This is a genomic window from Limisphaerales bacterium (assembly GCA_014382585.1).
Taxonomy (GTDB): Bacteria; Verrucomicrobiota; Verrucomicrobiia; order Limisphaerales; family UBA1100; genus JACNJL01.
Map to the genome: position 1 here is coordinate 41364 of JACNJL010000049.1, position 16176 is coordinate 57539.

Below are 16176 nucleotides of genomic sequence, written 5' to 3' on the forward strand. Positions count from 1 at the left end.
TTACGCGTTGACGCCACGGGGGAATGCTGCTTTGCTTTCGCGCGTACCATGAGGAATTTATTGGGACTTTTCTTGTTTCCCGCGTTGCTGGCTGCCCAGCAGGTGCCGGTGAAGGAGCATTTTTTGGCTAATGGCATGAAGGTGCTGTTGGTGGAACGGCACGATGCGCCAAGCATTTCGGGCGGTTGGGTGGCGCGCGTGGGGAGTGTGAATGAGCGGCCGGGCATCACGGGCATCGCGCATTTGTTCGAGCATATGATGTTTAAGGGCACGCCCACGCTTGGCACGAAGGATTACAAAAAGGATCTGAAAATTATGGCCGAGCAGGAGCGCGTGCGGGATCTGATGCGCGCGGAGGAACGCAAGATGCGCGCGATGTGGCGGCGCGGCGAGATTACGGATTTATTTGATCCGGAACAAAAAACCAAACGCTGGCGCGCGCTGAATGACGAATTCAAAAAACTCGTGGACGATCATCGCAAGGTGATTGTGAAGAATGAGTTCGACCGCATCTACACCTCCAACGGCGGCAGCAAAATGAACGCGTACACGACGTACGATCACACGGCGTATTTCATCACCGTGCCTTCGAATAAGCTGGAGCTGTTTATGTGGATGGAAAGCGGGCGGCTGTTGGAGCCGGTGTTCCGCGAATTTTATGCGGAGCGTGATGTGGTGTTTGAAGAGCGCCGGATGCGTACGGAAAGCACGCCGTTGGGGAAATTTTCTGAGAGCTTCAACTCGCTCTTTTGGGAATCGCATCCGTACGGCTGGCCGATCATCGGCTGGCCCTCGGATATCCCGGCGATTTCCAAGGCGGATGCGGATGAGTTTTATGCGACGTTTTATGTGCCGCAAAATCTGACGCTCGTGTTGGTGGGCGATTTCAAAAGCAAAGAGGCGCTGACGATGGCACAGAATTATTTCGGTCGATTGAAGCGCGGCAAAAAAACCGTGCCGGACGTGATCACGATGGAGATGCCGCAGAAAGCGGAGAAGCGTTTTTATGCCGAGGCGGAGACGAATCCGAACGTGGATATTTACTGGCACACACCGGCCTTCGGTCACAAGGACACGTATGCGCTTTCGGTGATGTCGAAACTTCTCACCGGCAACACCGGCCGTTTGAAAAAGGAATTGGTGCTGAAATCCAAGCTGGCCACCGATACCTTCGCGTGGACGCGCGGGATGCATTATGCGGGGCAATTCAATGCCGGCGGCGAGGTGGCGGACGGTCAAGATCCCGCCGCAGTGGAAGCCGCAATCCACGCGGAAATTGAGAAACTAAAAACCGAGCCGGTTCCGGCCAAGGAATTGCAGAAGGTGAAGAATAATTTTGCCGCCTCGGAGTATCGGCGGTTGACGTCGAATCACCCCATCCTGATGCAAATCATTCACACCGAAGGCACGGGCAACTGGCGCGAACTCAACGCCTCCGGCGCGAAACTGCAGGCCGTGACGCCCGCGGATATTCAGCGCGTGGCGAAAAAATATTTCACCAAGGAAAATCGTGCCGTTGCGATTTACACGCGCAAGCCGGGCACTGGCGGCGGTGATGGCGGTGACCCGTTGCTCGCCGGCCTCAGTGGGCAGCAAAAGGCAATGGCGCGAAAATTCATTTCCTCGGCGAACGCGGAAAAAGATGTGGCCGCGTTGGAAGGTCGCTTGAAACAAATCGAAGAACAAATTGAAAAAGCCGGTGCAAAAGCGCCGCCGATGATGAAAGTCATCCGCGCGGCATTACGGAGGCGCATTGGGGAATTGAAGAAGTGAATCAGGTTGGGACGCGCTGTGCGTGTCCCTGCCGGAAAACAAACGAATATTTTGAAATAACCGAATATGAAAAAGATTATTTTAAGTTTACCCCTCGCAATGGCGCTCACTGTGAGTGCGGGGGAGATTCCGGATCGGCCGGAGCAATTGAAGTTTCCCAAGCTGCAATATGAGCCGCCCAGTGGATCGGATTATCGGGTGCAGCTCAAGAGCGGGCCGGTGGCGTTTGTGGTGCCGAATCGCGAGCTGCCGTTGGTGAGTGTGTCGATTATGGTGCGCACGGGGCAGTACAACGAGCCCAAAGGTAAAGCGGGTGTGGCGGGAATGGCCGGTTATTTGCTCAGCAAAGGCGGCACCAAAACGCGTACGGCGGAGGCGTTGGAAGAGCGGTTGGCGTTTTTGGCGGCGGGGCTTTCGAGCAGCGTGGGCGATACTTCCGGCAGCGTGGGCGTGAATACGCTTTCGAAAGATCTCGACGAGGGCCTGGCAATGTTGCGCGAGGTGCTGACGACGCCGGAGTTTCAGCAGAGCCGTTTTGATCTTTATAAACAACAGCAGTTGCAGGGGATGAAGCAACGCAATGACGACTCGAAAAATATTGAGCGGCGTGAGCTGTTGCGCTTGGCGTACGGGCCGAAGTTTTTCCGCAATGTGATTCCGACCAAGGCTTCGGTGGAATCGATTACGGTGGCCGATTTACACGCGTTTCATCAGGCGTGGTTTCATCCGGATAATTTTGTGGTGGCGGTGAGCGGAGATTTTGATCGCAAGACGATGGTGGCCAAGTTGGAAAAGTTATTTGCTAACTGGCCCTTCAATGGCAAAGCGGCGGTGCCGGTGCCGACAAACAAAGCATTCGCCAAGCCGGGGATTTATATCGTGGACAAGGATGTGAATCAGGGGCGCGTGGATATTATGCTGCCGGGCATCCATCGCGATCATCCGGATTTTTATGCGGTACAGGTGATGAACAGTATCCTCGGCGGCGGCGGGTTTACCAGCCGCATCACCAACCGTGTGCGGTCCGATGAGGGGCTGGCGTACAGCGCGTATTCGTATATGCCCGGCGGCACGTATTATCCGCTGTTATTTGTGGCGGGCTACCAAAGCAAATCAACCACGGTGAAATACGCGGCGCAGATTGTGCTCGAGGAAATGCGCCGCATCACGAATGAGGCGGTGACGGATAAGGAAATGGTAACGGCCAAGAGTAGTTATATTCAAACATTTCCGGAGACATTTGAAACCAAAGGCGCAGTCGCGAGGACCTTTGCCGATGAAGAATTTACTGGTCGCGGCGCGCGCAATCCGGCGCACTTCAAAGAATTTCGTGCCAAGTTTGCGGCGGTCACCAAAGCCGACGTGCAGCGGGTGGCGAAAAAATATCTCACGCCGGGCAAGGCGGTGATTCTGATTGTGGGCGACAAGGACGCAATTCTCAAAGGCCATCCGGATCATGCAGTGAACCTCGACAGCCTCACCACCGGCGGGTTGAAAGACGTGCCGTTGCGCGATCCGTTCACGATGGAGCCGATTAAATAGTCCGCACACGGGCGGTTGGGAATACTCGCCGGTTGCGTTTTGGAGCAAATGCGGGCACATTGTGGGGAGACGCCATATGGAGATGGTTATTAAATGCCCCGCTTGTTCAATGGATTTGACGGTCGAAGACACGGCCGCCGGATCCCAACTCAAATGCCCCACGTGCAACACCTTGCTGGTGGTGCCCGCCGTGAGCGAAAGCGCGGCGGCGGCGGAATCCCTGCCGCGCTCGATGGCCGGCGCGAGCGATGAGCAACTGGCCGAGAAGCTCGCCAGCGCGTACCGCAGTATGACCACCGAGGTGGGCAAAGCCATCGTCGGGCAAAACGCGGTGATCGAGCAAATCATCATCGCCATTTTTGCGCGCAGCCATTGTCTGCTCGAGGGCGTGCCCGGCCTCGCCAAAACGTATATGGTGAAAAGCCTTTCCGAGGCACTCAGTCTTTCCTTCCGGCGGGTGCAATTTACTCCCGACCTGATGCCGGCGGACATCACCGGCACGGACGTCATCCAGCAGGACGCCGAAGGCCGCCGCAGCCTCGTGTTCCTGCGCGGCCCGATTTTTGCCCAAATGGTTTTGGCAGATGAAATCAACCGCTCTCCCCCGAAAACCCAAGCTGCGTTGCTCGAGGCGATGCAGGAACATTCCGTCACCACCGGCGGCACCACGTACACGCTCGATGAACCGTTCTTCGTGCTGGCCACGCAAAATCCGGTTGAACAGGAAGGCACGTATCCACTGCCCGAGGCACAGAAGGATCGTTTTATGTTCCACGTGAAAGTGGATTACCCGGACAAGGCCGAGGAAGCGGAAATCATCAAGCGCACCACTGGCGCGTTTTCCGCAAGTATTTCGCCGGTGATCTCCGGCGCGGAAATTGTGCAGTGCCAACAGATCGTGCGCAAAGTCCCCGTGCCCGAGCACGTGAACCAATACGTGCTTGATCTTGTTCGGCGTTGTCGGCCCGATGATGCCGAGGCGTTGCCCTTCACGCGCGAGCTCATCAGCTGGGGCCCCGGCCCGCGGGCGTGTCAGCAATTGATTCTCGGCGGCAAAGTGCGCGCGATCCTGAAGGGACGCTTTCACGTCACGCCCGAGGACATCGCGGCATTGGCGCATCCGGTGTTGCGTCATCGCATTGTGCCCACGTTCAGCGCCGAGGCGGAGGGCATCACGGTGAATCATATCATCGACAAGATCCTCCAAGCCGTGCCGCAAATGCCGGCCGCGGCGGCCTTGTGAGGCGAATTTCATTAAATGTCGCAAGTCGCTCAACTCCTGCAGCCCGATGAGCTGCAGAGCATCGCAAACTTGAACCTGTTTGCGCGGCAAGCGGTGGAAGGCGCCATTTCCGGCGCGCATCGTTCGCCGCACAAAGGGTATAGCATCGAGTTTGCGCAGCATCGCGAATACGTGCAGGGCGACGACACTCGGCGCGTGGACTGGAAGGTGTTCGGCAAAACCGACCGTTATTATATTCGCGAATACGAGGAGGAAACCAGCCTGCGCGCCACGTTGTTAATGGATTGCAGTGGCAGTATGGACTACGCGCGCGAGGGTGGCATCAGCAAATGCCAGTACGCGATGAAGCTCGCCGCGTGCATCGCGCAAATCATCATTCGCCAAAGCGACAGCGTGGGGATGGTGACCTTCGATGATCAAATCCGTAAATTCATTCCGTCGCGTTCCAGCACAAGTCACTTGCGGTTACTTTATCAGACGATGATCGAATCGCGTCCCGGCGGCGAAACAGATTTGGCAACTATTTTCCAAAAACTGATGCCGCGGCTGCAACGGCGCGGGATGATTTTTATTTTTACCGATGGCTTTTCCGATCAACGCGCACTGCTGCAATCGCTCGCACATTTTCGCCAGGCCTCGCACGAGGTGGTGCTCTTTCACATTTTGGATCCGGACGAAATGGAATTCCCCTTCAGCGCGTGGACCAAGTTTGAAAACCTGGAAATGTTCGGCCAATTTCGCACACTCGATCCCGCCAGCTTTCGTGTGGCGTATCTCGAAAACCTTCAGCAATTCCGTGACGCGCTCAAGACCGGTTGCCAACGCCACCGCATCGACCTCGTGCCGATGAACACCGCCGAACCCATCACCGACGCCCTCGCCCGTTGCCTGCGGCAGCGCCAACTTACCGTATGAATTTCCTAAACATACTTTTGGTGGGCGGCGTGGCGGCGGGCGCCCTCCCCATCATCGTCCACCTCATTAGCCGCAGTAAACCGCGCGAAGTGCGTTGGGGCGCGATGCATCTCATTGAGTTGACGTTGCAAAAACAACAGCGCCGCCTCCGCATTGAGAATTGGCTGTTGCTGTTGTTGCGTATTTGCATACCGGTCTTCCTCGCATTGTGTATGGCGCGGCCGGTGCTCACCGGCGCGGCGGCGTTGTGGAGCGATGCAAAAACTTCATTGGTTGTGGTGCTCGATAATTCGTACTCACAGGATTTCCGCGTCACCGGAGGTACTAATTTTGAAAACGCCCGCCAACAAGCCGCCGATTTGGTGGTCGGCCTCCAACGCGGTTCGGATGTGTCTGTGGTGCTGATGAGCGGCACCAATTCGCCTTTGTACGATTCCAGTGTTTTTAATACCAAACGCGTGTCGGAAGATTTGAAAATGCTTGAGGCCGGCTACGGTAAGGCGGAGGTGCCTTCCGCGCTGGACGTCGCCTCTGCGTTGTCCCGCAATATGAGCCACGCGCAGCGGGAAATAATCGTCATCAGCGATTTCCAACGCATCAGTTGGTTGCCCGAAGAAGCTAATCTCCGCCAACGCGCCGCCGAGCGATTGGGCGCGACGGAGATTGCGCCGCGGCTCACCCTTTTTCATACCGGCGCGGAAGGGCGCGAGAATGTGTGCGTGGAAACCGTGAGTTTTTCCCCACGCGTGTTGGGGATGAATCAAACGCTACAAGTCCGCGCCACGCTGCGCAATTACGGCAATCAGGGGCACGACTCGTTGAAGGTGGTGTGCCGCGTGGATGGCAAGGTGGCACACACCACGCAGATCCCGCTGGAAGCCGGCCAGAAACGGCAGGTTCTGTTTACGCATCAATTTGATTCCGCCGGTTCGCACGTGGTGGAGGTCAGCGCCGATGCCGATAGTTTGAAAGCGGACAACACCTTTCGCGTGAGCATCCCGGTTTGGGAACGGGTGCCGGTGCTGGTGGTGGATGGCGATCCCAGTGCCGAGCCGTTGGAAAGCGAAACCGATTTCTTGCAGATCGCGCTGCAGCCTTATCGCGAAGCCGGTGCGCCCGCAAAGCCCGGTGAAAAAAAACTGGCCGACCTGCTCGAAGTGCGCGTCATTCGCACCGTCGGCTTGAGTGCCGCGGCCATTGGCGATGCGCGGGTGATGGTGCTCGCCAACGTCGCGCGGCTCACGCCCAAGCAATTGGTTGAGGTGCAAAACTTCGTGCGCGATGGCGGCGGGGTGCTGATTTTTCCCGGCGATCAAATTGACGTGAAATGGTACAATGAAACCCTGCACGCCGCCGGATTGTTGCCCGCGCCGCTCACGGAATTGGCCGATCTCAGCCGCGAGCCGGAACCGTTCACCCGCATCCGCGCGCAGCGTTTTGAGCACGCGCCGCTCAATCTGTTCAATGATCCCCGCAACGGCACGCCCGCCGACGCGGAAATCACGAAGTGGTATCGTACGCTCGCCCAGCCGGATAACCCGTTGGTGCGGATGCACGCGATGCTCGAAAGCGGCGACCCATTTTTGTTGGAAAAACGCTTCAACGAAGGTCGCGTATTTTTCTGCGCCACCTCATGCGACGAGGCGTGGAATAATTTGCCGGGCCGGCCGTTTTACGTTCCCTTCGCGCAGCGGCTTTGCACGTACCTCGCGTCCTCACTTTTCCCGCCGCGCAATCTTGGCGTGGGCAGTTCGGCGGTGGCGTTTTTTCCGCCGGAAGAAATTGGCCAAACCGTCACAATGCGCGACACGCAGAGCAAAATTACCGAGCTCACCATCGAATCGCGCGGCAACAAAGGTGTGGCGGAATTTTCCGGCACGGGCCGTCCGGGGTTATACACGATGACGGGGCCGGACAAAAAACCGATCCACTTTGTGGTGAACACCAGCCGCGTGGAAAGCAACCTGCAACAGCTCGAAGCGGACGAACGCCAACAAGTGGCCGATGAATTGAAGGCCGATCTCGTCAGCAGCGTGGAAGATTACCGGGCGCTGGATCACACCCGGCGCTTCGGTCAGGAAATTTGGAAACCACTGTTCATTCTCGTTTTGATTTTGTTGTTTGGCGAACTGCTGCTTCAACGCCGAATGGCTCGCCAGCGTAATTGAGATGACTCCCGCCGATTCCATAATTGCCGAGCTCCATTTCTCCGGGGAATGGACGTTGTGGCTGGCGTTGCCGGTCGCCATCGCGGCGGCCGGTGCGGCGTGGGGGTTGTACGCGAGCGAATTGGCGCGGCGCGGCAAAACGGGCCTGTGGTTTCTGCCGCTGTTGCGCGGGTTGGCAGTAATGTTCGTGGTGCTAATGCTCACCGGGCCGGTCATCCAAACCCATCGGGAGATTGGCACGCGCGCGCGGCTGCTGATGTACGTGGACAGCTCGGCCTCAATGAAAGCCACCGACGAGCAAATGGATTTACATCGCAAGCTTCGCATCATGCGGCGCTTGGGCTGGATCAAAGGCGACGCGGCGGACCACCACGCGGCGGCCGCGTTGGAGCGTTTGGCGAATTTGCGGCGGTTGCTCACCGCGGTGGAGGGCGACACGGAACGCGATGTGCCCGGGCGCGTGCGGATGGCGCAGGAGGTGGGCGGACAGGTGATGGATCATCTCAACGAACTCAAGCTCCCCGGTTGGGACGTCGCGCAGGCGAAGCAGTTCCGCGATGAAATCAACGATCCATTGCAGTCGGCCAATCCGGATCAGATGAATGATTCGGCGAAACAACAGTTGCTCAGTTTGCGGCCGGAAGTGGTGCGCTGGGAAGGCGTGCTGGCGGCGTTGATGCCCAAGCAGGATGATGTTGCGCTGACGAAGCTGGATGCCGAAACGCGCAAGGCGCTGGAGCGATTCAACCGCACGCCGCGCTGGACACGGCTGGAAACGCAACTGCTCGGCGGCGCGGAAAGTTTGGTGGACCAGCTGGAGACGAAACATCACGTGGAACTTTACGCGCTGAAGGCAAAACGCTTTTTGAATCTGTGGCAAAGCGGTATCGCGGGTGAAGGCGATAGCGAATTACTCGCCGCACCGCGCACACTGGAAGTGGTGGCCACGAATTTGATCACAGATTTATCCACCGCGCCGATGCACCACATCGCCGCCAGCACCGAGGGCGGCGCGGAAGGGGAGAAATTGATTGTGGTGATGTTCACCGACGGCCAACACAACGATGGCGAATCGCCGGTGGAAATGGCACGGCTGTTCAAAGAGCGCGGGGTATCCATTCACGTGGTGGGCTTGGGCACGGCCGAGCCTGCGCGCGATTTGGCAGTGCTCAAAGCCGAAGGCCCCGGCGATATTTATCCGGACGCGCGGGTGACCGGCAAAGTGATTTTGCACGACGGAATGCCGTCGGGCAAACCATTTACCGTGCGCATCGAACACGAGGGACAGGTCGTGTGGGAGCGCGATTATGTGACTGCCCGCAAGCGGCGCGTGTTGCCGTTTGATTTTCCGGTGAAAGATATTGTGGCCGCCGCGCAGGCCGCGCAAAACCGCAACCTGCGTCATACGAATTTGCCGCTCACGTTTCAAGTGGTGGTGCCACCTATCGAAGGCGAAATGAAAGACGACAACAACGCCGGCACGCTGCGCGTGAATGTGGTGACGCAGGAACCGCGCGTGTTGTATGTGGACGGACGGCCGCGCTGGGAGCAGCGGTATTTGAAAAACCTGCTCGAGCGCGATGAGCGATGGAAAGTGAATATTCTGTTGCCCAAATGGGAACGAAATCGGATGACCCTTGGGTTGCGTGGTAATGCGAAGGGCCAGTTCCCGTCCACCCGCGAATTGTTGTTTCAATATCAACTGATTATCATCGGCGATGTCCCGTCGGATTTGTTCACCGCGCGAGAACAGCAATGGATTAAAGACGCGGTGCAGTTCAACGGCGGAGGTTTGATTTTTATGGATGGCCGGCAGGAACGCCTTTCGCATTTGGCGGCGGGTACGTTGGAGCCGTTGTTTCCCGTCAAGTTTGCCGGCCCGCGTTTCGTCAGCAACATGGAGATGACGTGGCGCTTTCGTGGTGCGGGCGGTTCGCAGGCGCCGCATCAACTTTCCGGCGACACGGCGGGCAACCTCCGCATTTGGAGCGAACTGCCCGGCCCGCGCTGGATTGCCGTAACCGAAAAACTCCCCGGCTCCGAGGTGTTGCTCGAAGTGATGACCGGCCAGCAACAGGCCGTGCCCGCGCTGGTCTTCCGCCGGTATGGCGCGGGCCGCGTATTGTATTCCGCCTTCGAGGAATCGTGGCGCTGGCGTTATAATGTCGGTGATTTATACCACCAAAGATTTTGGAACCAAATCGCCAAGTGGATTATGGAGCCGCCTTTTGCAGTGCAGGACGCCCACATCGCGCTGGATTCCGGCAACACCACGTATGACCTGGGCGACACCGCCGAAATCCGCGTCCGCATTCAAGACCCCGTCATCGCCACCAAGCCCGGTCTCAAACCGCAGGCATTGCTCTTCCGCAACGGTAAGCTTTTCGGCACGCTGCCGCTTAAGGCCGATCCGCAATCCTTCACCTTCCGCGCGGAATCCGCGCCACTGGAGCCGGGCGATTACGAAGTGCGCGTGCGCGTGCCGGGCATTCCGGACGATGCCATTCTCGCCCACACCGCCTTCACCGTCGCCGCCAATCCCTTTGGCGAACTCGGCTTGCTCCATTGCGACGAGCTGTTGCTGCGCCAAATGGCCGGCGATTCCGGAGGCGCCTATTATCGCGAGGAAGACATGCAACGCCTCGTCGAAGCGCTCAGCCCCTACAGCGACGGCCGCACCCTCACCACCGAACTGCCCCTCTGGCAAAGCTACTGGTGGTTTGTGCCGATTATTTTACTGCTCACGACGGAGTGGATTATTCGTCGGCGTTTGGGATTAGTTTAAAATGTCACAACCCATTAACCCCATCATCCACGGTCAGTTGCTCGCGTTTCGCGGGCGGTTTCGTTGGCTGCAATTTTTGCGCGGAGCGAGCGCGGGGTTGATTGTATTTCTCGGTGGACTGCTGTTGCTGGCGGGCGCGGATTGGTTTTTTGTGATGGAAGATCGCACGCGCTGGATGCTCAGCGGCGGCGTGTATTTTGTGGCGCTCATCGTGGGGTGGTTTGCCTGCGTGCGGCCACTGTTGCGGGTGCTCAATGAACGCACACTCGCGGCGATGATCGAGGAGGAAGCGCCCGAGCTGCGCAAGGAATTGCTCTCCGCCGTGGAACTCGCGGGCGACGATGAAGGGATGGACTCGCCAGTGTTCCGCAAAAAATTACAGGAAAGGGTGGCGGACCGAATCCAACGCGTGCAAATGGACAGCCTGTTACCGGCCAAACGCGTGCAACGTTGGGTCATCGGCGCGGCGGCCATCTTTGTGGCCGTGGCCGGCTTGGCATCCACCGGATCAGGGCGGCAATTGCTGCTGCGCGCGTTGGCGCCCACGGCAAATCTCGAGCGAGTGTCGCGCAATCGCATCGCGTTGCTCGAGCCCAATTCATTTGAATCCACCGCGCCGGAAGGCGACAACGTGCCCATCCGCGTGCAAATCACCGGGCCGAATCTGGAAGCCGCGCCGCGCCTCATCACTGAGCTGTCCGATGGCGCAAGGCAGGAGGTGCCGATGGATGCAGCTGCGGAAGATGAATTCACCTCGACCATCGCGATGGCGGCGGATTCCATTCGTTATCAAGTGCACGCGGGCGATGCGGTTTCACGTTGGTACACCTTGCGTTCGCGCCGCCGGCCGCACGTCACCAGTTTCACAAAAATTTATCATTTCCCAAAATATTCCGGCCGCGCCTCCGCCACCTTCCGCGAGGAAGCGGGGGACCTCACCGCGCTCACCGGAACCGAAGTGGAACTCACCGTCCACCTCGATCAACCCGTGGCCGAAGCCGTCCTCCATATTCAAACCACCACCAGCACCAACACGTTTACCCTCACCAACAGCGTCTCGCCGCGTGAATGGAGTCGTCGTATCACACTCACCGACAACGGCGCGTACACGGTGCACGTGAAAACTACCGAGCGTTTGGAAAATAAACACCGCGCCCAATACGCTATCACCGCCCAGCCCGATCTCGTGCCGCAAGTGCGCCTCACCGCTCCGGCCAAAGACGTGACCGCGCGACCAGAAGATATTTTGCAAATCACCGGCGAAGCCGAAGACGACGTCGGCCTGCGCGAACTGCATCAACTCGTCCGCGTGAACACCGGCGCGTGGACCACCAACGCCATTCCCATCCCGCAAATGCCCGCCACCAATCAGGCAGTAAAACTCGATTGGGATTTGCTGAAACTAAACGCCAAGCCCGGCGATACCGTACTCACCAAACTCGTCGCCATCGACCACGCCGGCAACCGCGCCGAAACCCGTGCCGTGACGCTCACTCTCGATTCCGCCCTCTTCGAAGCCGTTCGTGTGGCGGCGCTAAATGACCAACGCAGTTGGGTGTCCGTGGTTAATGCCGCCGCCGATGCGGTGGCGAAGTTCACCAAAATTTTCCCCAACGACGTGGACGCGATGCTCCTCCCCGGCAGCGATGTGGAACGCCGCGACAAAGCCACCCAAGCCATCACCGCCCTCGCTGCCGCGCAGAGTACTTGGGGGTTGGCGGGACGCCGTTTCCCCACCGCGCTGCGCAAAGTACATGCCGGACGCGAGGCGGCGGGGCTCACTTTGCTTGGCCGGGTGGCGGGGCGTCTGGAACTCGATTGGCTCCCGCGCGCCAAGCTACAGCTTGAGCCTTCGCAAACCGCAATTGTTGTGGATCCCAAAGTGAAAGCCCATAGCGCGGGCCTTGCCGGTTTGTTGGAGAATATTGACGATGCCAACACCCGATTGCGCGGCGCGGCAAATGCATGGCTCGCTGCTGACGAAGCCGCCGTTGCGCTGGATTTGCTCGATTATGTTTCGCGTGCTGCCGTCGCGATGCATCGGCTTGCAGAAAACGAAAACGATCCCAAAGCGTGGGAACGCCTCGCGCGCCGCCAAGCCAGTGTCACCAAGGAAATTGAAGTGGCCGAAGCCGTGCTCGGTGAATTAGCCAAACGCCTTACCGGCGAGGCGGACAAAGTCATCGCGTTGCAAACCCAATTGAAAACCGCGCGGGAAAGTCTGGGGGAACAATTAAAAGCCCCGCCCTCCGCCGCGCTGCTTCCCGCCGGCCGCACCCTCGGGCAGGCGGTGATTGTGGCGGCGAAGATCCTTCGTCCCATTTCTGAAAAATTAGGCAAACAAGCTGCTGTCGCGCGGGCGCAGTTAGAAAAATCAGACCACGGCGCCGCCGGCGCCATTCGCCAAGTTCGCGCCGCAGTGTTGAAACGCCAACAAACCACCGACGAATTGGAAATGGCCCGGCAAGCCGGCAAATCGCCCCTTCAACCTGCCGCCAACAATGCCTTCGCGCAGGCGCGGCTGGAGCACGAATGGAACGCTGCGCAATCGCGTTTGCGCCGCCGCGCGCAACTCGAAGAAGCCCGCCGCGAATCGGTCCCCGCATTTGTCAGCGACACCTCTCGGGCCGCTGCCGCGTTGGGAGCAGTGCGCGCGGGGCTCGACGCCGGTCGGGCTGCCGATGCTGTGGCCAAACAACTCAACACCCTCGCCGATGCGATGCACACATTGGAGACCGCTCACCAACTCGCCCTCATCGAGGCCGCCATCAAGGCGCTCTCTCATCGCGAGCGTTGGGAGACGAAGTCCACGGATGTCAATTCACTGCGTCCGCGCGATTGGCAATGGCTGCGCCAACAACTCAGCGCCACGCCACAGCAACTCCGCGATGCCGGTTTGGAAGGCGCCGCTGAACTGGAAGCCGCCGCCCGCGGGGAGGCGGCTGGAAGCATCGGCAAGGAGATGCAAGGCCGGACCAAAAATCCCGGTGTGTTTCTCATTGAGAAATCTCAGAAAGAGTAGTACATTAAACAAAGCCATGAAACGTATCCTCAACCTACACATGGCCACCATCACGCTGCTCGCCGGCGTCCTGATGGCATCCGCCGCTGATCAGCCACGCACGTTGAAATCCGTGGATAAGTCGCTCGACCAAATCCAGGGAACCGTCAGCGGCGCGCGCAAACTTTCCGCCGCCGAGCTGGCCGCCGCGCGCAAGGCTCTGCTCATCGCCGCGCCCAGCCTCAGCGAAGTGCTCGAAAACCTTGCCAATGAGGCCAAGGGTTTAGAAAAAACCACCGGCAATCTTGCCGATAAAGTGAAGGAAGATCACAACGCCCAAACCGAAAAAGCCAAAGAGTTGGCGCTCCAACAAGAGAAACTCAACGAGCGCGTCGCCCAAATGCAACAAGCCCTCCGCCGCGATGCGAATCAGCAGGACCTCGCCCAAAAAAAAGGCCGCGAACGCGCCCGCGATGCCGATGATGCCGTTGCGATGTTGCAGGCCCCCCCGCGCGACGCCGCGAATGCGCTCGAAGAATCCACCGCCAATCCGAAGCCCAAGGATCAGCAGCAATCGCTTGAGACCGCCGCCAAAGCACAGAAGCAACTCGCCGCCAATTTATCCCAGCTCGCCGAGCATTACCAAAACCTCGAGGAAGGCCGGCCCGAAACCGCCGACACCCGAGCCATCCTGCGTGCGCAGGAAGAGGCACTCGGCATCAAGGAAGCGCTCGATCAACAATTCGCAATGCTCGAGCGCCTGATGGAGCTTGCCAACAAGCCGCCCGCCGAAGCCCTTAAAGATCTCGAAGCCGAGCTGGCCAAAAACCCCGTCATGCGCGAGGAACTCGAAAACATCGCCGAACAATCCCTACAAAACGCCAATCAAGATTTGGAAGCCGCCGCTAAGGAACAACAAGAACTCGCCGAGGCATTAAAAAATCCGCTTCCCAAAGACCCCGCCGCGCCGTTGAACGCCCAGCAACTCGCCGCCGCCGCTGCGCAATTGGCGAAGGAAAAAATCCCGGAAATCAAAAAAGACGCCAAGGACGCCCAAGCCGAAGATGCCCAAGCCCCACTCGATGAAGCCGCCAAAGCCCTCAACCAAGCGGCCACACAAAAGAACGCCGCTGCGATGGAGCAACCCTTAAACGAAGCCGCCGCCCAACTGGAAGCCGCCGCCAAAGAAGCCGCCGAGGCAGTTCAGGCCGCAAACACCCCGGAAGAAAAACAAGCCGCCAGAGATGCACAACAAGCTGCTGAATCCGCCGCCCAACAAGCCGCCCAGATGGCCGAACAAGCCAAAGGTGCCGACGCTGCTGAGCAGCAGGAAAAATCCGCCGAAGCCCAAGCCCTCGCTGCCGCCGCAAAAGCAATGGCCGAACAGCAAGTGCCGCCCATCGAGCAACAAGCCAAACAAGGCAAAGCCAACGCCGAACAGGAATTGGCCGATGCCAAAAAAGCATTGCAAGCTGCCGCCGCCAAAGGCGAGCAAGCCGCCAAGGGAAACGATGAATCCAAAATGGCTGAAATGGCCGAGTCATTAAAAAACGCCGCGCAGGATTTGAACGCCGCCGCCGCCAAAGCCAAACGCGCCGCTGAAAATGCCGCTACTCCCGAGGCCGCACAAGCTGCCAAAGCCGCCCAAAAATCCGCCGCTGACGCCGCGCAAATGGCTCAACAAATGGCCGAACAAGCCGGTGATAATCACCCCCCCAACGCCGAACAAAAAGCCGCCAACAAATCCGCCGAACAAGCGCGCCAACTCGCCGAAGCCGCAAAAGCAATGGCCGAGAAAACCATCCCCCCCATCCAAGAACAAGCCAAAGCCGGTAAAGCCGAAGGGGCAGAAAAACCATTGGAAAAGGCACAGAACTCTTTTGAGCAAGCTGCTGAAAAAGCCCAAGAGGCCGCTGGGAATGCCCAAAATGGCGACAAGTCTGAATCCAAAATGGCCGAAGTCGCGCAGGCCTTAGATGAAGCCGCTCGCGAGTTAAACAACGCTGCGCAGGAAGCCGCCGCTGCCGCGGAGGCATCAGAAAATCCCGCCGAGAAAAAAGCCGCCGAGGCCACTCAAACTGCCGCCGAGGTTGCTGCTCAAAAGGCACAGCAAATGGCCCAGCAAGCGGCAAACCCAAAATTGCAACAACAGGCCGGGCAAACTGAACAATCCCCACGAGCGGAAGCGGCTGACCAGCAAATGGATCTTGCCGAACAAGTGCAGGAAGCCGGCACCAACATCGAACGCGCCGGTCGTCACGAGGAACGCCTCAATAGCGAGCGTGCCGAAGAACTGAAAGAGGTCGGCAAGCAAACACAGGAAATCGCCAACGAACAAGCTGAAGCCGCTAATCAAATCGCTGACCCCGAAGCCCAACCCAAAGCCCAAGCCAACGCTGAAGAAGCTGCTGAAAATTTGGCCGAGCAACAACAAGAACTCGAAGGCGCACTCGAAAAAGAAGGGCCGGATGAAAGCAACAAACCCGGCGAAGGCAACAAACCCGGCGAAGGCAACAAACCCGGCGAAGGCAACAAACCCGGCGAAGGCAACAAACCCGGCGAAGGCAACAAACCCGGCGAAGGCAACAAACCGGGCGAAGGCAACAAACCGGGCGAAGGCAACAAACCGGGCGAAGGCAACAAACCGGGCGAAGGCAACAAACCGGGCGAAGGCAACAAACCGGGCGAAGGCAACAAACCGGGCGAAGGTGGCAAACCGGGCGAAGGTGGCAAACCGGGCGAAGGTGGC

General features: G+C 58.6%; 8 protein-coding genes. All 8 read left to right on the forward strand.

The features are described from left to right. The first annotated feature begins 48 nt into the window (after nt 1-48). A complete protein-coding gene (locus H8E27_11400; GenBank protein ID MBC8326217.1) occupies nt 49-1773 on the forward strand; it encodes an insulinase family protein in 1725 nt (574 codons plus the stop codon). 66 nt (nt 1774-1839) lie between these two features. Continuing rightward, a complete protein-coding gene (locus tag H8E27_11405; GenBank protein ID MBC8326218.1) occupies nt 1840-3315 on the forward strand; it encodes an insulinase family protein in 1476 nt (491 codons plus the stop codon). 232 nt (nt 3316-3547) lie between these two features. Beyond that, nucleotides 3548-4558: a MoxR family ATPase gene (locus H8E27_11410; protein ID MBC8326219.1), complete on the forward strand. Its 1011-nt coding sequence runs from the start codon at nt 3548-3550 to the stop codon at nt 4556-4558. Nucleotides 4559-4573: 15 nt separating this feature from the next. Further along, nucleotides 4574-5473, forward strand: coding sequence for a DUF58 domain-containing protein (locus H8E27_11415; protein MBC8326220.1), 900 nt, complete (start codon nt 4574-4576; stop codon nt 5471-5473). Further along, nucleotides 5470-7641 carry a BatA domain-containing protein gene (locus H8E27_11420; GenBank protein MBC8326221.1) on the forward strand — a complete coding sequence of 724 codons (2172 nt, stop codon included), beginning with the start codon at nt 5470-5472 and terminating at the stop codon, nt 7639-7641. The genes H8E27_11415 and H8E27_11420 overlap by 4 nt, the downstream gene beginning before the upstream one ends. Continuing rightward, nucleotides 7595-10426 (forward strand): VWA domain-containing protein, encoded by a 2832-nt coding sequence (locus H8E27_11425; protein ID MBC8326222.1) that lies wholly within the window; start codon nt 7595-7597, stop codon nt 10424-10426. Before H8E27_11420 ends, H8E27_11425 begins: the two co-directional genes overlap by 47 nt. Nucleotide 10427: 1 nt before the next feature. Beyond that, the gene (locus H8E27_11430) at nt 10428-13448 is read left to right on the forward strand and encodes a hypothetical protein (GenBank protein MBC8326223.1); all 3021 of its coding nucleotides are present in this window, start codon (nt 10428-10430) and stop codon (nt 13446-13448) included. Between the two features lie 16 nt (nt 13449-13464). After that, nucleotides 13465-16176 (forward strand): hypothetical protein (locus H8E27_11435; protein ID MBC8326224.1); only part of this gene is annotated, 2712 nt, incomplete at its 3' end.

Excerpts from the sequence above, each read along its gene's own strand:
- H8E27_11400 (MBC8326217.1), top strand. The coding sequence starts at position 49 with ATGAGGAATTTATTGGGACTTTTCTTGTTTCCCGCGTTGCTGGCTGCC.
- H8E27_11405 (MBC8326218.1), top strand. The coding sequence starts at position 1,840 with ATGAAAAAGATTATTTTAAGTTTACCCCTCGCAATGGCGCTCACTGTG.
- H8E27_11410 (MBC8326219.1), top strand. The coding sequence starts at position 3,548 with ATGGCCGGCGCGAGCGATGAGCAACTGGCCGAGAAGCTCGCCAGCGCG.
- H8E27_11415 (MBC8326220.1), top strand. The coding sequence starts at position 4,574 with ATGTCGCAAGTCGCTCAACTCCTGCAGCCCGATGAGCTGCAGAGCATC.
- H8E27_11420 (MBC8326221.1), top strand. The coding sequence starts at position 5,470 with ATGAATTTCCTAAACATACTTTTGGTGGGCGGCGTGGCGGCGGGCGCC.
- H8E27_11430 (MBC8326223.1), top strand. The coding sequence starts at position 10,428 with ATGTCACAACCCATTAACCCCATCATCCACGGTCAGTTGCTCGCGTTT.